General features: G+C 50.2%; 17 protein-coding genes. 14 read left to right on the top strand and 3 right to left on the bottom strand.

Translation table 11 applies throughout. The features are described from left to right. Positions 1 to 12: 12 nt before the first annotated feature. The 4 genes from thiS to DW931_RS05295 all read left to right on the top strand — a co-directional run bounded on the left by thiS (position 13) and on the right by DW931_RS05295 (position 4,189). Positions 13 to 210, top strand: coding sequence for a sulfur carrier protein ThiS (gene thiS, locus DW931_RS05310; RefSeq protein ID WP_022360324.1), 198 nt, complete (start codon positions 13 to 15; stop codon positions 208 to 210). A gap of 20 nt (positions 211 to 230) precedes the next feature. Beyond that, positions 231 to 986: a HesA/MoeB/ThiF family protein gene (locus DW931_RS05305; protein ID WP_182430022.1), complete on the top strand. Its 756-nt coding sequence runs from the start codon at positions 231 to 233 to the stop codon at positions 984 to 986. A 204-nt stretch (positions 987 to 1,190) separates the two neighbouring features. Further along, positions 1,191 to 1,784 carry a TetR/AcrR family transcriptional regulator gene (locus DW931_RS05300; RefSeq protein WP_107001407.1) on the top strand — a complete coding sequence of 198 codons (594 nt, stop codon included), beginning with the start codon at positions 1,191 to 1,193 and terminating at the stop codon, positions 1,782 to 1,784. A gap of 146 nt (positions 1,785 to 1,930) precedes the next feature. Further along, positions 1,931 to 4,189: an excinuclease ABC subunit UvrA gene (locus DW931_RS05295; RefSeq protein WP_117796062.1), complete on the top strand. Its 2,259-nt coding sequence runs from the start codon at positions 1,931 to 1,933 to the stop codon at positions 4,187 to 4,189. Between the two features lie 71 nt (positions 4,190 to 4,260). Here DW931_RS05295 and DW931_RS05290 read toward each other — a convergent pair whose 3' ends face one another. Together DW931_RS05290 and DW931_RS05285 are read right to left on the bottom strand one after the other, a co-directional pair. Continuing rightward, a complete protein-coding gene (locus tag DW931_RS05290; protein WP_117796061.1) occupies positions 4,261 to 5,802 on the bottom strand; it encodes a BCCT family transporter in 1,542 nt (513 codons plus the stop codon). Between the two features lie 347 nt (positions 5,803 to 6,149). Then, positions 6,150 to 7,043 carry a glycyl-radical enzyme activating protein gene (locus DW931_RS05285; protein WP_118481930.1) on the bottom strand — a complete coding sequence of 298 codons (894 nt, stop codon included), beginning with the start codon at positions 7,041 to 7,043 and terminating at the stop codon, positions 6,150 to 6,152. 820 nt (positions 7,044 to 7,863) lie between these two features. Here DW931_RS05285 and DW931_RS05275 point away from each other — a divergent pair. From DW931_RS05275 to DW931_RS05235, 9 genes are all read left to right on the top strand, one after another. After that, positions 7,864 to 9,309 carry a sodium:proton antiporter gene (locus tag DW931_RS05275; RefSeq protein WP_227589679.1) on the top strand — a complete coding sequence of 482 codons (1,446 nt, stop codon included), beginning with the start codon at positions 7,864 to 7,866 and terminating at the stop codon, positions 9,307 to 9,309. 13 nt (positions 9,310 to 9,322) lie between these two features. Beyond that, a complete protein-coding gene (locus DW931_RS05270) occupies positions 9,323 to 10,537 on the top strand; it encodes a cytidylate kinase-like family protein (RefSeq protein ID WP_022360314.1) in 1,215 nt (404 codons plus the stop codon). Positions 10,538 to 10,781: 244 nt separating this feature from the next. Then, entirely contained in the window at positions 10,782 to 11,261 is a 480-nt protein-coding gene (locus tag DW931_RS05265; protein WP_107001412.1) for an acyl-CoA thioesterase, read from the top strand. Between the two features lie 88 nt (positions 11,262 to 11,349). Further along, positions 11,350 to 11,631, top strand: a complete 282-nt coding sequence (gene spoIIID / locus DW931_RS05260; protein WP_117796058.1) for a sporulation transcriptional regulator SpoIIID — start codon at positions 11,350 to 11,352, stop codon at positions 11,629 to 11,631. Positions 11,632 to 11,850: 219 nt separating this feature from the next. Next, the gene (locus DW931_RS05255) at positions 11,851 to 12,645 is read left to right on the top strand and encodes a sirohydrochlorin cobaltochelatase (RefSeq protein ID WP_118481931.1); all 795 of its coding nucleotides are present in this window, start codon (positions 11,851 to 11,853) and stop codon (positions 12,643 to 12,645) included. Then, entirely contained in the window at positions 12,642 to 13,991 is a 1,350-nt protein-coding gene (locus DW931_RS05250; protein WP_118522444.1) for an ABC transporter substrate-binding protein, read from the top strand. The genes DW931_RS05255 and DW931_RS05250 overlap by 4 nt, the downstream gene beginning before the upstream one ends. Positions 13,992 to 14,027: 36 nt before the next feature. Next, positions 14,028 to 15,104, top strand: a complete 1,077-nt coding sequence (locus DW931_RS05245) for an iron ABC transporter permease (RefSeq protein ID WP_181357239.1) — start codon at positions 14,028 to 14,030, stop codon at positions 15,102 to 15,104. A 28-nt stretch (positions 15,105 to 15,132) separates the two neighbouring features. Beyond that, positions 15,133 to 16,275 carry an ABC transporter ATP-binding protein gene (locus DW931_RS05240; protein ID WP_118468376.1) on the top strand — a complete coding sequence of 381 codons (1,143 nt, stop codon included), beginning with the start codon at positions 15,133 to 15,135 and terminating at the stop codon, positions 16,273 to 16,275. 55 nt (positions 16,276 to 16,330) lie between these two features. Beyond that, complete coding sequence (locus DW931_RS05235; RefSeq protein WP_107001425.1) at positions 16,331 to 16,765, top strand: protease complex subunit PrcB family protein; 435 nt, start codon at positions 16,331 to 16,333, stop codon at positions 16,763 to 16,765. Positions 16,766 to 16,885: 120 nt separating this feature from the next. On the opposite strand, the gene DW931_RS05230 is transcribed toward DW931_RS05235, so the two are convergent. After that, positions 16,886 to 17,830, bottom strand: coding sequence for a D-2-hydroxyacid dehydrogenase (locus DW931_RS05230; protein ID WP_022360306.1), 945 nt, complete (start codon positions 17,828 to 17,830; stop codon positions 16,886 to 16,888). A 672-nt stretch (positions 17,831 to 18,502) separates the two neighbouring features. Here DW931_RS05230 and DW931_RS05225 point away from each other — a divergent pair. Next, on the top strand, positions 18,503 to 19,453 hold the full coding sequence (locus tag DW931_RS05225) for a hypothetical protein (RefSeq protein ID WP_118481933.1): 951 nt from the start codon (positions 18,503 to 18,505) through the stop codon (positions 19,451 to 19,453). The last annotated feature ends 33 nt before the right edge of the window (positions 19,454 to 19,486 follow it).

Below are 19,486 nucleotides of genomic sequence, written 5' to 3'. Positions count from 1 at the left end.
GAAGTGGATATAATGGTACTGAATAACCGTCCATATCCGGACTGGCATGAAGGACTGACAATCAGGGGTGTGATGGAACACATGAAATTTACCTGGCCCAAGCTGGTCGTGAAGGTAAATGGGCAGCTGGTCTGGCCAGAAGACTATGATAAAGTAACACTTGAAGAAGCAGATGATTTGAAGATTTATCATTTACTGGGGGGCGGTTGATTCAGAAAGGAGACGCTGGTTTGGAGATAGACAAAGAACGCTATAAAAGAAATATTCTCCTGCCGGAGGTAGGAGAAGAAGGACAGAAAAAGCTGGCGGAAAGCCGGGTGCTGGTAGTCGGGGCGGGGGGACTTGGATCTCCCGTCAGCCTCTATCTGGCAGCAGCAGGAGTCGGTACGATCGGGATTGCTGATTTTGACCGGGTGGATGTCAGCAATCTGCAGCGGCAAATCCTTTACCGGGAACAGGACATTGGAAAGGCAAAAGCAGAACTGGCGGCGGAGCAGCTTCAGAGCCGGAATCATTCGGTGCAGGTAGAATTATACCCAGAGGGGATTACAGATGAAAATGCAGAAGAAATTCTTGCAAAGTTTGATGTGATTGTGGATGCTTCGGATAATTTTCCAACCCGCTATCTGCTGAGTGACACATGTATGAAGCTGGGAAAGCCGGATGTATATGGAGCTATCTGTGAATTTGCGGGACAGGTTACCGTGTTCGCATCGGACGGACCATGTCTGCGCTGTCTCTGTCCGGAGGCAGAGGACCCATCCGGAAACCCGAATTCGGCTGCTTATGGTGTGCTTGGCGTGATTCCCGGCATGATCGGGTGTATGCAGGCGGCAGAAGTATTGAAGCTTCTTTTGGGCAAGGGAGAGCCGCTGATTGGAAAAATGCTGTTCATTGATGCCAAAACGTGGTCCACGGATCTGATAGAAGTTCCGGTGCATCCCCAGTGCAGCTGCCATGCACATACCAAAGTTCACCGGATGTGAAAACGGTATTAAAAATAGACATATGGAACAATCTCTTTACTTCACAGGAAAAGAATGATAAAATAAATTAAATTGTCGAAAGCAGATGAGGAAGATTATCCACTCTGCTTTCGGCTGGATTCAGGTAAACAAAAAGGTAAATTAGATGACTAGGAATGTTTCCCTGAAATTACGATTATTGAGAAGTTAAGAGGTAAAAGGCAAATGGCGAAGGGTAATAACACAAAAGCAAAAATTGCCCGTGTTGCATGGAAATTGTTTCATGAGAAGGGATATGAGGAGACGACGATCGATGAGATTATCCTGCAGTCTGGAACATCAAAGGGAAGCTTCTATCATTATTATAGCGGAAAGGATGAGCTTCTGGCATCTCTTCCAGAGATCTTTGATGCAAAGTATGAAGAGGTAATGCAGGCGCTGGATCCGGAGATGGACAGCTTTGACAAGCTTATGACGCTCTGCTTCAGTGTACATGATCTGATAGAGTCGGATATCCCGGTAGGGCTTCTGGCGTCACTCTATTCCTCACAGGTGGTGACAAAGGGGGATAAGCATCTTTTAAACCAGAACCGTTTTTACTATAAGATGGTAAATCAGCTGGTCGATGAGGGGCAGCGCCGGGGGCAGATTACCCGCAGTATGCCATATTACGAGATTGCACATATGTATGCACTCTGCGAGAGGGCAATCATCTATGATTACTGCATTTCAGACGGTGGCTATGCGCTTGGAGAGTATACAAGAAAGACAATGCCTCTGCTGTTCGGCGGAGTGCGTGTAAAGCAGGAAGTCAAATAAAAAAGCAGACGGAAAATGCTTCTTAGGGGTATTTTCTGTCTGCTTTTGTGCGTGATAGCCGCGTACAGATCAGGATAGCATTGAGTACCTTTAAAATAAAGGAACCTGGGACGGGAAAATGCAGCTTAAGAAAGGAAAAATGCCAGATGGAACGAGAAAATCAGGAGTACATAAGCATTGTGAATGCAACGGAAAACAATTTGAAACATGTGTCGTTGAAAATTCCGAAAAAGAAAATCACGGTTTTTACCGGTGTGTCCGGTTCGGGTAAATCATCGCTCTGCCTTGATACGATTGCGGCAGAGTCGCGGCGGGAGCTGAATGTGACATTTCCAAGTTTTGTCCAGCAGTTTCTGCCGAAATATGGTCGTCCGGAGGTTGAGCGCATGGAGAATCTTCCGGTCACGATCGTGATCGATCAGAAAAAGCCGGTGGCAAACTCCCGCTCAACGGTGGGCACATACACCGATATCTATGCGCTGCTGCGCCTGCTCTTCTCACGTGTGGGCAAACCGTTTGTCGGCTATTCGGACAGCTTTTCCTTCAACCATCCGAGCGGCAAGTGTGAGCGCTGTGAGGGCTTGGGCGTTGTGACGGAGCTGGACATCCACAAGCTGGTGGATTTTGATAAATGCCTAAACGATGAGGGCGTTATCCAGTGGCCGGCGTTCACGACCGGCGCATGGCGGTGGAAGCGGTACGCGTACAGCGGTCTGTTTGATTTGGACAAGAAGATCAAGGATTATTCGAAGGAGGAGATGGATTTATTTCTCTATTCGCCGCAGATCCGCCTGAAAAATCCGCCGGCAAACTGGCCGAAATCCGCGAAGTACGAGGGCATTTATCCGCGTATGTACCGCAGTATCATTACATCTAAGGAAGGACAGCTTCACAAGAAAGAGCTGGATCGCATTGTCAGCACCTTTACGTGTCCGGAGTGCCACGGGGCGAGACTGAATGCGAAGATCCGGAGCTGCCTGATTAACGGAAAAAATATCTGCGAGGTTTCGGATATGCCGATCCCGGAGGCGGCAGAGTTTATCCGCCAGATCGACGATCCGCTGGCGCGCGATATCAAGACCGAGATCCTGAAGCGGATGAATGCGCTGATTGAGATCGGACTCAGCTATCTTTCTTTAAGCCGTGGAACAGACACTCTCTCCGGCGGCGAGGCGCAGCGTATCAAGATCGCGCGTTACATCAATTCGCCGCTTACCGATATGATGTATGTGCTTGATGAGCCAAGCGTCGGACTGCATTCGCGCGATATCCAGAATCTCAAAAATTCGCTGATCAAGCTGAAAGAGCACGGAAATACCGTGATGATTGTGGAACACCACCGGGAAGTCATCGCTCTGGCGGATCACATTGTGGATATGGGACCGGAAGCGGGCATAAACGGTGGACAGATCATGTATCAGGGAAGCTACGAGAACCTTTTGAAAGCGGACACTGTGACCGGGCGGATGCTGCGGACGAAAACGCCGATGAAGATGGAGTACCGCAAGCCGAACGGATGGTATCAGGTTGAGCACGCGAAGCTTCATAACTTAAAAGATCTGAGCGTAAAACTGCCGCTTGGCGTGATGACGGTCATCGCTGGTGTGGCTGGTTCGGGAAAAAGCTCCCTGATGGAATATTTTACGAGCCAGTATCCAGGCGAGGTGATCTCGATCCGGCAGAAGGATATCGGTATCAATCTGCGTTCGACCCCGGCGACGTATCTGGATATCGCGGATGCGATCCGGGCGCTTTTTGCGAAAGCGAACCATGTCGCACAGGCATATTTCAGTTTCAATTCCAAGGGCGCCTGCCCGGCGTGCCAGGGAAAAGGTGTAATTATATCGGATATGGCATATATGGATTCGATTGAGACGGTTTGCGAAGTCTGCCACGGAACGCGGTATTCGGAGGAAGTGCTGCACTATCAGTACAAGGGAAAAAATATTGCGGAAGTCATGGATATGACCGTCCGTCAGGCGATCCAGTTCTTTGAAGATGCGGATTTTGTGAAGAAACTCGATACGCTGGTACAGGTCGGACTCGGTTACCTGCACCTGAATCAGTCGATGACGACGCTTTCCGGCGGCGAGCTGCAGCGTGTGAAGCTGGCGAGCAAGCTGGATGAGCGGGGACAGATATTCATTCTGGATGAGCCGACCGACGGGCTGCATCTCGACGATATCCGCCGTCTGATGAAGCTTTTCAACCGGATGACCGATCAGGGCAATACATTGTTTATCATCGAGCACAGCCTGGATATGATGAAGGACGCCGACTATATCGTGGAGCTTGGACCGGGCGGCGGACTCGCAGGCGGCAGTCTGCTCTTTGCCGGGACACCGAAGGAGATGCTGGAAGCGGAGCGGAGTGTGACGCGGGAGTATCTGCGGGAGAGCTTATAGATAAAGAAAAATATCCCGAATGCATCGGAAAGTGCATTCGGGATATTTTTAACAACACTCAATCAATTCGTTCAAATACCATGGTAGCTTGAAAGATATTTCTTCGCATCTTTAAAAAACGCCGCCACGATCAGGAGAATGATAAACGCGATCGGAAATGCTGCAATGATGGACACGGTCTGCAGGTTTGCCATTGAATTATCACTGAAAATGAGGACCATCGGCAGCAGAATCAGGCTCAGGGACCAGAAGGTTTTGATCGCCATGTGCGGTTCGTCCTCGCTTGTCAGGTTCTTGTAGGAGTAGGCGGAGGCAACCAGTACGATCGCGTCAAAGCTGGTGGCATAGAAGGCGATCATCGCCGCCGCGAGCAGAACGAGGACCATCGGGGCGAGCGGAAGCGTGCGGATGATGGCAGTGATTGTGGAATAGAGGTCGCCACTGGCGGCATAAAGCCCCATGACATCCAGTTTTCCGAACACCTGGAGTCCCAGGCTGTAGTTTCCGAGGATAATAAAGCTCACAAACGTGCCGCCAAGCCCGAACACGTAGCCGCCGAGGATCGTCTGCCGGATCGTACGCCCACGAGAGATGGTTCCGATGAAGAACGGGGCAGCGACGCACCAGACCATCCAGTATGCCCAGTAGAACATTGTCCATGTCTGCGGAAATGAGGTGGTGCGCTGTGGGTCGGTGTAGGTGGAGAGTCCGATAAAGTTCTGTACCAGATTTCCGATGGAGGAAAAGCCGGTTTCGATGATATAGCGTGCTTCACCGCCAAACAGCAGCACATATGCCAGAAGAGCGAAGAAGAGGTAGACGCAGGACGCCGCGAGCTTCTGGATGCCCTTCATGCCGCGCACGACGGAAACGGTATATACCAGGCAGGTGACTGCCAGAATCGCGATGGTGATGAGGCGGGTGTCGCCGAATCCGAAGAGTTCGGAGACGATCTGGCTCATCAGAGGGGTCGCCAGCGTAAAAGTCGTGGTTGTGCCGGCCAGCAGTGCGAAGACCGCCATCAGATCAATCAGAGTTCCGGCAAGCCCGTCTGTGTGTTTTCCGAGGATCGGGCGGCAGGCTTCGGAGTATTTCTGTTTATGGCAGCCGCGCACATGAAGCATGAAGCCAAAGGCAGCGGCGAGCACGACATAGAAGCCCCACGGGATCGGACCCCAGTGAAAGAGCGGGTATGTGCTCGCCCAGTCCTGAATACTGCCCATTTCTGCCAGATGCGGGTCATTGGCGTAGAGAACCCACTCACACAGGGAGTAAAAGAGAATGTCCGCCGCAAGTCCGGAGGTAAACATCATCGAACCCCAGGCAAAATTGGAATAGAGCGGCTTCTCATCCGGTTTTCCGAGCCGGATGGTTCCGTAGCGGGAAAAGGCGATGTAGATTGACAGAAGAAAAATGCCGAGTCCGATGGCAAGGTAGCCGACACCGAAGTTTTCCCCGAGAAAGCTCCGGAGATTTTCCAACACTGCCTTGGATGCATCTGGCGCAGCCAGAAAGCAGAGACAGAGTATTATAATAAGAAGAAATGGGACGACCATCGTGGTCCAGTCCAGGCGTTTTGGCTCTGGCGCTGTTTGGAATTGTGGATTTTGCATGGGAAACCTCCTTTTAAATCATTTGTAAAAATGAGGATTTTTGCAAATGGTTCATGTTCATTTTTTGATAAATAAATTAAATATTGAACACATTATAGCATTGGGTGGAAAAAAAATCAATGAAAAATTTGGGAAAAAATAGAGAAACAAGGAAATAGATGTTACCGGTTCACGGGTAGGCACTTTTGGAACCGAAAGTGCCGTAAGAAAACGTGGTGGCAGCAGGAATTTGCCGTATTGAAATGTGAAGCCACGGCAAATTCCGTTACTGGGCACGTATGCGTGAACAGTAACGAATCGATAGAAAAATGTATGGGAGGCGGCAATGGAAAAATCCTGCCGCCTCCCTACTGCTCAATCTGCACATCAAACCCCAGTCCGCGCAGCATATTCGCATAATTCTCCATATCCTGGCCGGAGAAGGTCTGCTCGCGGGCAAGCGTCGGAGATTGCATGTATTTTTCATATTTAATGATCCCCAGATTTGAATAGGAGAGCAGAATTACATGTCTGATGTGGTGCTCAGACAAAAGGTGGGCATACCTGCGGGCATCGATGAGCGTGTCGTTGATGCCGGGGGTAATGGTAATGCGGACCGCCACTTTTTTTCCGATAGAGACGGCAAAGTCCAGATTTTCCAGAATCGAATGATTTGAGACGCCGGTGAACTGGACATATTTCTTTTCAGAATAATGTTTTAAATCGATGATAATCATGTCTGCGTTGGCGATGAAGCGGGAAAAGGCCAGCGGTTTGGCGAAAGCGGTCGTCTCAATCGCGGTGCGGATGCCGTGTTCTTTACATTTTTTCAGGACAGCGGTGGCTGCTTCCGGCTGCATCAGCGGATCGCCGCCGGAGAGAATGACGCCGCCATTTCCATAGAGCTCCCGGTCGGCAAGAATTTTTTCCATGATTTCATCCATATTCATCATCTGACCGACGAAATGAAGCATTCGGGACGGACAGTGATCCGTACAGGCACGGCAGAATGTACAGGTGTCCGGGGTAAAGGTGAGACGGTTGTCTGAAAATGCCAGACTTCCGGTGGGACATTCGCTGACACAGAGATTGCAGTAGAGACAGTGCTTGCTGTCCCAGAGAATCCGGGTCGGGCGCTCATGCGCCTGCGGTGTTGAACACCAGACACAGCGCAGGGGGCATCCTTTAAAATAAATCGTAGTCCGCAGCCCGGAACCGTCAGCCAATTCATTTCGTTTGATCTTAAATATATTCGCCTGCATGAATACAATACTCCTGAAAATCCTTCTGATATTTATAAAACACGATAAGGCATTGAGAATTCCGGCACGGGATGGCACCGGAATTTCCGAATGGATTCGTAATACATCTGAATGCAAAATACAGGCTAACTATAGCATAAAGAAGATAAAAAGTAAATGAGACAGTTTCTCCAATTTGCTGCTTGATTTTTTTACAAAGATTTGACAAAAAAGCGGAAATAAATTTTACAAAAAAGCGCTATAATAAAACAGGTTCGAGAGAGAATATGTGTGAACGCTGCGAAAGAGCAGGTTATACAGCGGCAGATTTGCCAACTGGCACATATCGAAAAAGAAACCACGAAGGAATACCGCGAGAGATCGGGCGGCTGGCTTAAAATGAAGCGCGAAAACAGCTGCAGGAAAAAGATGGAAGATGGCGGGGAAGATATGGAATTGAAATATGAACTCTGGAAAGAGAGTATAGTTCAAGAGAAAGTTATATGTGAATGTAGGAAGCGTCTGTCGGGATATCGGCGGGCGGTTTTTTGTGTAATAGGAAATTCCTTGGAATCCCCTATTACACAAAAAGGCACTAACGTGAAATTACAGTATTATACATAATTTCTATACACAAAAGAGGTATTTGTTTATGTTATGAGCACAGGCTTACAACACTTATTAATAAGAATTAATATAAGGTACTTTTAACGAAAAATTCACGGAAAATCACGCTTACAACGTGAAAAACACGGTTGTATTTAGGAAATAAACTTGTTATAATGAGTGGCTGAAATGGAAAATGTAAAACAAAAAAGAAAAAAGTTGGGAGGTTACGAAGGTGAAAAGATTGAGTGCGTTTTGCGCGAGCCTGGGATTATTTTTGATGGCAAATCCGATGACGGCTCTGGCAGCAGAACAGGAAGGCGGTGCATCGGCATCCTCTGTGCCGCTCTGGATGTGTATTCCATTTGCGGGACTGCTTCTCTGTATTGCGATTCTGCCGCTTGTGAAGGCAGAATGGTGGGAAGAGCACCAGCCTCATGCGGTTGCTCTTTGGTCAATTCTTTTTATCATTCCGTTTGCGATGCGTTACAGTGCGGGGACAGCACTGGAAACGGTTCTGGAATGCCTGGTCAATGACTATTTGACCTTTATTATTTTGTTATTTGGACTTTTCTGCGTTGCCGGTAATATCACGATGTCCGGTGACCTGGCAGGTTCTCCGCGTGTCAATGTAGGACTACTGGCACTGGGAACCCTGCTTTCAAGCTGGATCGGTACGACCGGTGCCAGTATGCTGATGATTCGTCCGGTTGTCAAGATGAATGCATGGAGAAAGAAGAAACGTCATATCATTATCTTCTTTATTTTCCTTGTATCCAACATCGGCGGATGTCTGACCCCGATCGGTGACCCGCCTCTGCTGATGGGCTTCATGCGCGGCGTACCGTTCTTCTGGAGCTTACATCTGGCGCCGATCTTATTCTTCAATATGCTGGTGCTGCTGACAATCTTCTATTTTATTGATAAGAGGGCATATCGTCAGGATATCGCGAGCGGTCTGAAACCGGATATCAGCAAACCGGGTACCGAAGTAAAGCTGCGCGGCGCGCACAACCTGATTTTCCTGGTTATGATCGTGGCAGCCGTTATTTTAAGCGGTACCTTACCGTCCATGCCGCAGTTCCAGGATGCAGCCGGAAAGGTGCTTGGCATCCATCTGTTTGGAGAGGTAGAATTAAGCTATCCGGCCATCATTGAGATTGTGATCATTCTGGTGGCGGCCTTCCTGTCCTTCAAGACCACGAAGGTTGAGATCCGCCGTGAGAACCACTTTACCTGGGGCGCGATTCAGGAGGTTGCGGTTCTGTTTATCGGTATTTTCATCACGATGCAGCCAGCCCTGATGATTCTGAAAGCAAATGGCGCGAATCTGGGCATCTCCGAGCCGTTTGAAATGTTCTGGGCGACCGGTCTGCTGTCCAGCTTCCTGGATAACACGCCGACCTATCTGGTATTTTTAACAACGGCAGGTGCGCTTGGATTTACGGAGGGCATGGTGACGACGTTAGGAACGGTTCCGATCAAGATGCTGATGGCGATCTCCTGTGGTGCGGTATTTATGGGTGCGAACACCTACATCGGAAATGCACCGAACTTCATGGTTAAGTCGATTGCGGATGAAAACGGTGTGCGTATGCCGTCCTTCTTCGGATATCTGCTCTGGTCGTTCGGTATTCTGGTTCCGGTCTTTGCACTTGATATGCTGTTATTCTTTTTATAGGGGGTGAGTGACGATGAGCAACAATCAGGAACATACCAATACAGATAATATGGAAAATCAGACGCAGCAGGCGCTTGAAAAGGACAGCGCCCAGTATGCGAATGAAGTAACGGGTGCGGAAAATGCAGCCGAAAAGGATTCAGCAGGGAAGAAGCCGGGCAGCACGGTGCCTGGAAGAGATGAAAAACGAATCCGTGAACTGGCGGAGAGTATTTACGATCTGGATGCGGAGGTTTATGCACAGTTAGGTTCTTCTCTGGGACGTGTTTTCAATCGTGACCGGAAGCGCTGCGTGGATGAGCTGACTCATCTGATGCTGACACGCCCGCAGGGTAACCTGGTTCGAAGTGAGATTGCCCTGATCGGAAACATGGCGCGTACCATCGAGAATAAGGAAGAGCGGAAGCTCGTCATGACCGAGTACAACCGGATTCTGACCGAAGTCATGAGTCTGCCGACCAGTTTCGCGAGCGGCGACGTTATCAACGCAGAGCTGGCGAAGCTGAATACATTTAACCTGAAAAACCGTTTCTCCGAAAATGACCACCTGATCGTATGTATCAGCTGGACCTACGGAAGCGGCGGTGTAAATATCGGATTTAAGCTGGCAGATAAGCTGAAAATCAATTTCTACGACGCGGAGATCTTTGAAGCGGTTCTGAAACGTCTCGAGGCTCAGAAGGATTCTATACAGGATTCTGTCAGCTACGGAATCAAGCCGGGAATCAAGAAAGAGCCGGCGCACGATCAGGATGCCAATGTAAACCCGAGTGAGGCATTCATCCCGGAGCGCCATCTGACCCTGCGCCAGCGCATGCGCGAGTTCAGCCGTTTCCATGGACTGCCGAAGCGTGATGCGGTCTTCTTCAACGAGAGCGACCTTCTGGTTGACATGGCGAAGAAGGAAGATTTTGTTATTCTGGGACGATGCGGAGATGCCATCATGGCAAATAACAACATCCCGCATATCAGTATCTACATCACGGCGCCGTTTGAGCAGCGTATCAAACGTGCGATGGAGATTGACAGTTCCCTGACGGTCAAGCAGGCACGCCATATGTTAAAGCATCTGGATCATGTCCACAGCCAGTACTATCATTACTATACAAACCGAAACTGGGGACATTCCAACAATTATGATCTCTGTATCAACAGTGCCAGCTACGGTATCGATGGAACCGTGGATTTCATCTATCGGATGATCACGGCGCGGGAAGAGGATAAATAAGAGAACGGCTGAAGATGATGGGAGTCAGCGAAAGACAACAGACGCTGCCCCCAGATTCTTCGGTCGTTTTTTTACATTTATAGTTTACTGCCAATAGGATGTATAACTAAAAAGATTCAGAATTTTTGCAGCGGAATACTTGCAAATTTGAGGGAAAGCCAGTATACTAGGTACCATATCACAGGGAAGTCCTTCGAAAGCGGGAGATTGGAAGAGGCATCCTTCTCGAAAGGAGAAATAAATTATGGAAGAAAGAATTATGCGCCGCGTAGCGGATTCAGCTGTTATCCAGACACAGCTTGTATTAAATAGTCACTTAAATGGTGCTGGTCGTTTGTTTGGCGGTCAGCTGATGGAATGGATCGACGTTGTAGCGACCGTTGTTGCGCGCCGCCACGCGCACTGCAATCCGACAACTGCATCGGTTGATAACCTGCAGTTCAAAGAGGCAGTCCACCTGAACAATACCCTGATTATCGAGGGTAAGCTGACTTACGTTGGAAGAACCTCCATGGAAGTGCGTGTCGATACATTCGTAGAGTCTTTAAGCGGCGCACGTAAACTGGTTAATACCGCTTATGTGGTTATGGTAGCGCTGGATGAAAACGAGCATCCGATGGAAGTTCCGGGACTGCTTGTCGAGACCGATGAGGAGAAGGCAGAGTGGGAAGCTGGCGTGAAGAGAAACGACTTGCGGAAACACCGCCGTGCGGAGAACTACTAATCGGCAGTGTTTTTGTTTGGGAAAGGGAATTTGCATAAACCGGAAACCGATGTAATAAGATGTAAAAAACGTTCTCAGGGGAACTCCCATGAAGGAATATATCGAGGAACGGGCGGTTGCGATCGCTAATTACATCATAGACTACAATGCGACAGTGCGGCAGGCGGCCCGGAAATTTGGGATCAGTAAATCTACCGTGCATAAAGATGTGGCCGAGCGCCTTTCCCATATCAATCCGCCGCTTGCATCCCGGGCGCGTGTGGTACTGGACATCAACAAAGCGGAACGCCATATCCGGGGCGGGATGGCGACGAAAGAAAAATATGAGCATGAGCACCAGCTGCGCGCGTGCAGCCGGGACGAGAAATAGAAAAGCTGGTAAAATTGAAGCTGAAAGCAGAAAAAGGGGCATTCCGCCTGGACGGGCGGAGTGCCATTTTTTCTGCTTCATTGCAAACTATTTCAAAATATGCTATAGTAGCTTCGATTCATAAAGCTATATGTCAGCCAGATTCAGGCATATGGCAGCGTAGGAGGAACGGGAAAATTCTGAATTGAAAGATAAAAAACAAAGAGGAAGAATGGATAGATGGAACCAAGACAGGCAATCCTGGTAGTCAGCTTCGGGACAAGCTACAATGACAGCCGAGAAAAGACGATCGGAGCGGTTGAGCGTGCAGTGGCGGAGGCATTTCCGGCATATGAGGTGCGCCGGGCATTTACCAGCCAGAGGATCATTGATAAATTGAAAAAGCGGGATCAACGGTCGATCGACAATTTGAAGGAGGCACTTGACCGGGCAGCAGCCGATGGGATTAAAAGTCTGATTGTGCAGCCGACCCATCTGATGGATGGATTTGAATACATGGATGTAAAAGCGGAAGTGGAAGCGAATCAGGGGCGTTTTGAACGGTTGGCGCTGGGAGCACCGCTTCTTGCCAGTGAAGCGGATCTGGATGCGGTGATCCGGGCGATGGCAGGAGAATTGGGCGGATATGACGATGGAAAAACGGCACTCTGCCTGATGGGGCATGGGACGGACGCGGCTTCCAATCAGGTGTATCAGAAGATGCAGGATAGGATGATCGCGGGCGGCTATGCAAATTATTACATCGGAACCGTGGAGGCGCAGCCGGATTTACAGGCGGTGATCGAGAAATTGGGCGCGCAGAAACACTATCAGAGGGCAGTACTGCAGCCGCTCATGGTGGTTGCAGGCGACCATGCGAATCAGGATATGGCAGGTGAAGAGGAGGATTCCTGGAAGAGCCGCCTGGAACGCGCCGGATACCAGGTGGAATGCCGCATCCGGGGACTGGGAGAGGTTGAGGCGATCCGGAAGCTGTATGTGGCGCACGTGAGAGAGGCAGAGTGGGAAAAATGAAGAAAATAGGATGGATAACGGGAAAGAAAAGGTTACTTAGGATGGCAGGGCTGTCGCTTATGGGGGTGCTGCTCTTGAGTGGCTGTGGAAATACGGGAAAGAGTGCGGTGGCGGCAGCGTCGTCTACATCCGCCAGTGAGATATCCAATGAGGCGGGTAAAGGTACGAAAGTGTCCCAGCCGGCAGAAAACGTGGATGCACAGGTGGCGGAGGCATCACTTCCACAGCCGGGTGAGGCGATCAGTGCGTCCCTGGCCTGGAAATCGCGGATGGAGCTTGCCTATGCGACCCAGTTTGCGGTCGATACCTATGAGGATGCGGACGGGATGCAGTACGAAGCAGTTTCGGTTGCGGATGGAAGCCGTTTTCTTCTGATTCCAGAGGGCGGAAAGGTGCCGGAAGATCTTCCGGATTCGATCCAGGTGCTTAAGCGCCCGGTCAAACAGATTTATCTGGTAGCGACCGCGACCATGGATATGTTCCGGATGCTGGGAGCGCTCCCGGATATCCGGTTTTCGGGAACCGATGCGTCGGGCTGGTACATCCCGGAGGCAAAGGAGGCGATGGAGAATGGGTCAATTCTCTACGCAGGCAAGTACAGCGAACCGGATTATGAGCGGATTGTCTCGGAGGGCTGCGGTCTGGCAATAGAAAATACGATGATTCTCCATTCGCCGGAGGTAAAAGAAAAGCTGGAAAGTTTCGGAATCCCGGTGCTTGTGGATCATTCCAGCTACGAAGCACATCCGCTGGGGCGGACGGAATGGATCCGCCTGTATGGAGTGCTGACCGGTAAAGAAAAAGAGGCGGAAGCGGCATTTGCAAAGCAGGAAGCAGCTTTGCAGCGTGTTACAGAAGAAGGTTCGGATGCGGAGAACGCAGGCGGGAGCGTAAAAACAGAACAGACGGCACAGGCGGAAAAGCCGTCGGCGGCATTTTTCTATATTACGAACCAGGGCAGCGTGAACGTGCGCCGTTCCTCTGATTATATACCGAAAATGATAGAATTAGCGGGCGGCAGATACATATTCGGGCATCTGGGGGATGACGGAAAGAGGTCTTCGACCGTCAATATGCAGATGGAAGAATTTTATGCAGCTGCGAAAGAATCCGATTATCTGATTTATAACAGTACAATCGACGGGGAGATTCACTCAATTTCGGAGCTTTTGGCAAAAGCGCCGGTTCTCAAGGATTTCAAGGCGGTACAGGCGGGAAATGTCTGGTGTACGACGAAGAATCTCTATCAGGAATCTATGTCAGTTGGAGCGATGCTGGAAGATATCCATGCGATTTTCAGCGGAAGCCAGGAAGATGGGACATATCTGTATAAATTGCAGTCGTGAGGATGGAAAGTGTAATAAAGATAGATAGGAGAAACGATGCGTTCAGTATCAGAAGCAAACAGACAAAAACAGGAAAAAAAACAAAGAAACCTGGCGCAGGCAGGCAGACAGGTGCGGATCGCAGGCGCATTTCTGCTTCTGATTATGCTGCTGCTCCTGTCGCTTATCTGGAGTGTCTGTTCAGGCAGTGTATCGGTTCCGATCATGGAATTTTTACAGGAACTGCGGGAGCCTAAGCTGCGTGGAATGGCGTGGACGATCATCTGGGAGATCCGTCTGCCGCGCGCGCTGGCGGCGCTGATCCTTGGCGGGGCGCTGGCACTGTCAGGGTATCTGTTACAGACCTTTTTCCACAATCCGATCGCGGGTCCCTTTGTGCTGGGAATTTCTTCTGGTTCAAAGCTTTTGGTAGCACTTGTGATGGTCGGATTTCTGGAATGGAATATTACGATCAATTCGGGGATGCTGGTGGCAGCGGCATTTGCCGGAGCGCTTCTCTCTATGCTGTTTGTGCTCCTGGTCGCGCGGAAAATGGAACAGATGGCAATGCTGATCGTCGGGGGCGTGATGATCGGCTATATTTGCTCGGCAATCACGGATTTTGTTGTGACCTTCGCCAGCGATGCGGATATTGTCAACCTGCATAACTGGTCGCGCGGAAGTTTTTCTGGTATGACCTGGGAAAATGTGGCAGTCATGGCGGGCGTGACCTTTGTCTCAGCGGCAGCGGTGTTTCTGTTATCCAAACCGATCGGCGCATACCAGATGGGGGAGACGTATGCGAAAAGCATGGGAGTCAATGTCGCACATCTGCGTTTCTTTATGGTGATTTTGTCCAGCATCTTATCTGGCTGCGTAGCGGCATTTGCCGGTCCGGTTTCCTTTGTTGGAATCGCGGTTCCGCATCTGATCCGCTGGCTGTTTGCCGATACAAGACCGCTGGTGCTGATTCCGGGCTGTTTCCTGGGCGGAAGCGTGTTCTGCCTGTTCAGCGACTGGCTGGCGCGGACGGTCTTTGCCCCGACGGAATTGAGCATCAGCACGGTAACAGCTGTCTTCGGTGCGCCGGTCGTGATTTTTGTGATGATGCGGAAACATCGAAAGAGCACCTGAAGCATAGAGCAGCGGAGGAGAAAATACCATGAATCCAGAAAATGAGGAGAAGATCTACTTTTATACAGAGGACTTACAGGTTGGATACGGTGGAAAACAGATCTTAAATCCAGTCCGGATCGGGATAAAGAAGGGTGAGATCCTGACTTTAGTCGGACCGAATGGAGCCGGAAAATCGACCATTTTAAAGAGTGTCGCCGCGCAGCTTCCCCCTCTGGGAGGCGCGGTTTACCTGGACGGCGCGGACCTTCTGGGAATGAAGGGAACGGAGCGCGCACGGAGGATGGCGGTCATGTTTACGGAAAAGGTTCATGCAGAGTGGATGACCTGCCGGGATGTTGTGGCAGCCGGGCGTTATCCGTACACGGGGCGGTTTGGTGTCCTCTCGGAGGAGGACTGGAAGGCAGTTGATGAGGCGATGGAGGCAGTGCAGGTATCAGAGCTTCGGGAGCGGGACTTCCAGACGCTCAGCGACGGTCAGCGGCAGCGGGTGATGCTGGCGCGGGCGCTCTGTCAGGAGCCGGAACTGCTGCTTCTCGATGAGCCGACTTCCTATCTGGATATCCGTTATAAGCTGGAATTTATGTCGGTCTTGCAGGAGCTGGCGCGCCGCAAGAAGGTGGCAGTCATTTTATCCATTCATGAACTTGATCTGGCGGAGCGCGTCTCTGACTGGGTGCTGTGCGTCAGCCCGGGGCAGGAAAGCCGGTTTGGACGCCCGGAAGAGATGCTGACTCCAGAACATCTTTCCGAGCTTTTCCAGGTCGAGGAAGGGCGCTTCCGTCAGACAGGCGGCAGTATGGAGCTTCCGCGTCCGGAGGGGGCACCAGAGGTGTTTGTGCTGGCAGGAGGAGGAAGCGGGCGCGCTGTCTTCTGGCAGCTTCAGAGAGCTGGAACCACGTTTGCGGCAGGGATCGTATCGGAAGCCGACTTAGATTATCCGGCGGCTTGTACATTGGCGTCCAGATTGATTGCAGTCCCCGCATTTGAAGAAATATCAGAGGAAAAGGAACAAGAAGCCAGAGAATGTCTGGATGCGTGCCAGTGCGTGATTGCGTGCCGCAGGCAGTATGGGGGCTGGGCGGCGGCGAACGACCGGTTGCTGGCGTATGCCAGGGAAAAAGGAAAAAAGATTGAATATCACAACCTTCCGCTTCATAAAATGCAGTAAATCAAAGCATTTTGCCGCGTGGCTGCGTGCAGGGGAGCGGGAGGTTTTTTATTTGATGAAAAGTAAGAAAAGCAGGAAAAAATGGCTTCTAAGCCTTATGGTTGTGATGGGAATCTTTCTGGCGGGGGTCTATGCGGTTGCATGCGGCGGTGAAAAACAGGCAGAAAAATTGCGGGATCTGGAATTTGCCGTCATAGGTCCCGATGAGACGCCGCAGGAGCTGGCGCAGATCATAGAAGAAAAGAAGAACGATTCCTTCCGCCTGACTTACACAAGCGGAAATGACCTCTACATAGCTGCCGGGTACGGCAAGCAGGAGACCGGCGGTTACAGCATTACGGTTCCGGAGTTGTACCTGACGGACAATTCGATCATCGTCAAGACCGAGTTAAAAGGACCGGAGAGAAGCGAGCCGACCGGGGAAGAGCCGTCGTATCCGTATATTGTGCTGCGGACGGAACTGCTGGAGGAACCAGTGGTATTCCAGTAGTTTCCTATGAAACAAAAAAACAGGAACCGGCGAGAGTATCATCCGGTTCCTGTCTTTATGCAGTTTCTGCAGAACGATTTCCGCAGGATTTCCTATATGAGTATAAGACTGGTTTCCTGATTACAGGGAAAGAGCCTCTTTTACCTTGGAAATGATGTGAAGTCCGATGTCTCTGGAAGCATCTACGGACTGAGCGCCGATGTGCGGGGAAACGATGAAGTTGTCGCACTCGAACAGCGGGCTTGCGAATGTATCATCACCTGTCAGACCGCTGCCAGCCAGCTCGTTCTCCATAACGTCTGCTGCGTAGCCGCCGATCTTGCCAGCTTTCAGAGCCTCGTACATGTCTTTCTCGTTTACGATACCACCACGGCTCATGTTCAGAACAACTGCATCATCCTTCATCTCAGCGATGGACTTAGCGTTGAACAGATCCTTTGTCTCTGGTGTCAGCGGTACGTGGATAGATACGAAATCAGCTACCTTTAACATCTCGTCTACGGACATGCCAGTTGCATGCTCTTTCTCGAAATCTTCCGGTTTCAGGAATGGATCGTAAGCAACGACAGTCATACCAAATGCACGACCAAGTTCGCCGACTCTCTTACCGATACGACCGAAGCCCATAACACCCAGAGTCTTGCCGCGAAGCTCACGACCTTCGAATTTATATTTGTTCCACTCGTGTTTTACTTTTACATCGTAGTTAGCTGTGAAAGTACCACGGGAGATATCTAACATCTTGGAAATGGTCAGCTCTGCAACTGCGTTAGCGTTTAAGCCCGGTGCGTTGAAGATCTGGATTCCTTTGGATTTTGCATAGTCCATATCAATGTGGTTCAGACCAACGGAGCAAACGCCGATAACCTTCAGGTTCTTAGCAGCGTCGATGATCTCCTGATCGATCTTCGGATCTACACGCATGATCAGAACGTCTACGTCACCGATTTCAGCTAATAACTGATCCTTGGTGGACGGCAGATTCTCTGCAGTTTTAACTTCCATGTATTTGCTGAGTTCTTCAGCAATACCAGCGTATACTTTGTCAATGATAAGACACTTCATAGTTTAATTTCCTCCGCTCTTATTTTGTAAAATGTACCTATATGCAAGTATACCTAAAATCTGCTGTCCAGTCAAGTCATTTTGCCGTACCAAACAGAAAGTCGTATTCGATTTTTTGTATAACACTTATAAGTAAATGATGGATAAAAAGGTGTTTTTGTAGAAAATGCCGCGGGAGCGATTTATAAATTGTATTTTGAGATAGGGCAGACTATAATAAAGGTACAATGCAGTTCAAAGTCCGGTTCCGGACGGCATTCGATGATTCTGCCCGCAAAGAGGGCATCTGTGATTCACAGAAATATCCGGGTATTTATGAAATTTCATAATGCATTTTTTGTTTCAGGGGAAACTGCGTCCTATGAAACAAAAAAATAGCAGTCATATGATTGAGCAGTGCTGAATATAAGTATCATATCGTTACTGTTCACAGGTAGGCACTTTTGGAACCGAAAGTGCCGTAAGAAAACGTGGTGGCAGCAGGAATTTGCCGTATTTAAATGCGAAGCCACGGCAAATTCCGTTACGGGGCACGTATGCGTGAACAATAACAATTTTAGAAAGGATGGAGAAGGTTGAGAGAGGAGTACGGAAATTTAGAACGTGCTTACGAAAGAATGCGGTTCGGCTGGCAGGAGACATTTGCCGGGGAATGGCAGAAAGGGAGAATGTATGGGGAAAAGAGAAGACAGAAGATATGGCTGGAGGCTGGCAGTGCTGACATTTGTGCTGTGCCTGCAGGGCACCGGCGGACAGGCTTACGCACAGGAAGATAAGGCGGGAGAACGGCGGATCCGTTATTCTTCTTCCTATTTGAAAGAGGCTGAGATACCAGAAGCGCCGGAAGAATATCTGGAAGAGGGGGAAATTACCTACCGGCTTGTGGGGACAGAGATAGAGGCGGTGCCGGTGCGCGGCAGAACGCGGGAGGTTTCGGGGGAGATGGTCTATCCATCCGTGACGCGGGAACAGGAGATCCCGGCGAGAGCGCCGATGGAGGTGGAGGATCGGGAGAGCCGGAAGACGGTATCGGTTATGCTGGATCTGAAAAGAACCTCTTATGAGAACGAACACTGGCAGGATGGATTTGAGATTTCGGTCGTATTTCACGAATACGGGGCGGACACATACCGGCTGGGTGGAACTGCCGTGATGCATGATGAGAAAGTGCTGCCATTGGAGGTGTGCAGGGAAGACCTGCTTGCAAGTGCAGGGCTATCGGAGGATGAGGTGCAGATTGAGTCGGCAAGCTGGGAGGGAGATGCTTATCAGGATGAGGCTGGCATCTGGTGCCGCAATGCGGCGGTACAGGCAAAACGCCGCGTATGGGATTGCCGGGCAGTGTACGGGGGAACGGTCAGACTTCCGGAATATGAGCGTTACCGGAGGCGGATGGAGTATGAAAAAGCGGAACTGGATGTGGAAGAGATGACAGAAATAGAAGTGGATCCGGGAACTCTGGTGGAAACAGAGACTGCGCCGGTGGAAAACCTCCCGCTTCCGTTCTGGAGACGGTGGATTCACTACGGACTGACGATCAGTGTAAGTCTGCTGCTGCTTTTACTGGCATGGCTTGGATTTCGGCAGCTGCGGCGGATGGCGCGTGAAAAAAACGAACGGTAGGTTATGTGGGTGCAGTTGATAAAAGGAAAAAAG

Origin of the sequence: Clostridium sp. AM43-3BH, from assembly GCF_003479985.1 — a bacterium.
Taxonomy (GTDB): domain Bacteria; phylum Bacillota; class Clostridia; order Lachnospirales; family Lachnospiraceae; genus Otoolea; species Otoolea fessa.
The sequence above is the reverse complement of the archived record's forward strand: the minus strand, read 5'-3'. Positions and strand labels throughout refer to the sequence as shown.

Excerpts from the sequence above, each read along its gene's own strand:
- thiS (WP_022360324.1), top strand. The coding sequence starts at position 13 with ATGGTACTGAATAACCGTCCATATCCGGACTGGCATGAAGGACTGACA.
- DW931_RS05300 (WP_107001407.1), top strand. The coding sequence starts at position 1,191 with ATGGCGAAGGGTAATAACACAAAAGCAAAAATTGCCCGTGTTGCATGG.
- DW931_RS05295 (WP_117796062.1), top strand. The coding sequence starts at position 1,931 with ATGGAACGAGAAAATCAGGAGTACATAAGCATTGTGAATGCAACGGAA.
- DW931_RS05290 (WP_117796061.1), bottom strand. The coding sequence starts at position 5,802 with ATGCAAAATCCACAATTCCAAACAGCGCCAGAGCCAAAACGCCTGGAC.
- DW931_RS05285 (WP_118481930.1), bottom strand. The coding sequence starts at position 7,043 with ATGCAGGCGAATATATTTAAGATCAAACGAAATGAATTGGCTGACGGT.
- DW931_RS05270 (WP_022360314.1), top strand. The coding sequence starts at position 9,323 with ATGAGCAACAATCAGGAACATACCAATACAGATAATATGGAAAATCAG.
- DW931_RS05265 (WP_107001412.1), top strand. The coding sequence starts at position 10,782 with ATGGAAGAAAGAATTATGCGCCGCGTAGCGGATTCAGCTGTTATCCAG.
- spoIIID (WP_117796058.1), top strand. The coding sequence starts at position 11,350 with ATGAAGGAATATATCGAGGAACGGGCGGTTGCGATCGCTAATTACATC.
- DW931_RS05255 (WP_118481931.1), top strand. The coding sequence starts at position 11,851 with ATGGAACCAAGACAGGCAATCCTGGTAGTCAGCTTCGGGACAAGCTAC.
- DW931_RS05250 (WP_118522444.1), top strand. The coding sequence starts at position 12,642 with ATGAAGAAAATAGGATGGATAACGGGAAAGAAAAGGTTACTTAGGATG.
- DW931_RS05245 (WP_181357239.1), top strand. The coding sequence starts at position 14,028 with ATGCGTTCAGTATCAGAAGCAAACAGACAAAAACAGGAAAAAAAACAA.
- DW931_RS05240 (WP_118468376.1), top strand. The coding sequence starts at position 15,133 with ATGAATCCAGAAAATGAGGAGAAGATCTACTTTTATACAGAGGACTTA.
- DW931_RS05235 (WP_107001425.1), top strand. The coding sequence starts at position 16,331 with ATGAAAAGTAAGAAAAGCAGGAAAAAATGGCTTCTAAGCCTTATGGTT.
- DW931_RS05230 (WP_022360306.1), bottom strand. The coding sequence starts at position 17,830 with ATGAAGTGTCTTATCATTGACAAAGTATACGCTGGTATTGCTGAAGAA.
- DW931_RS05225 (WP_118481933.1), top strand. The coding sequence starts at position 18,503 with ATGGGGAAAAGAGAAGACAGAAGATATGGCTGGAGGCTGGCAGTGCTG.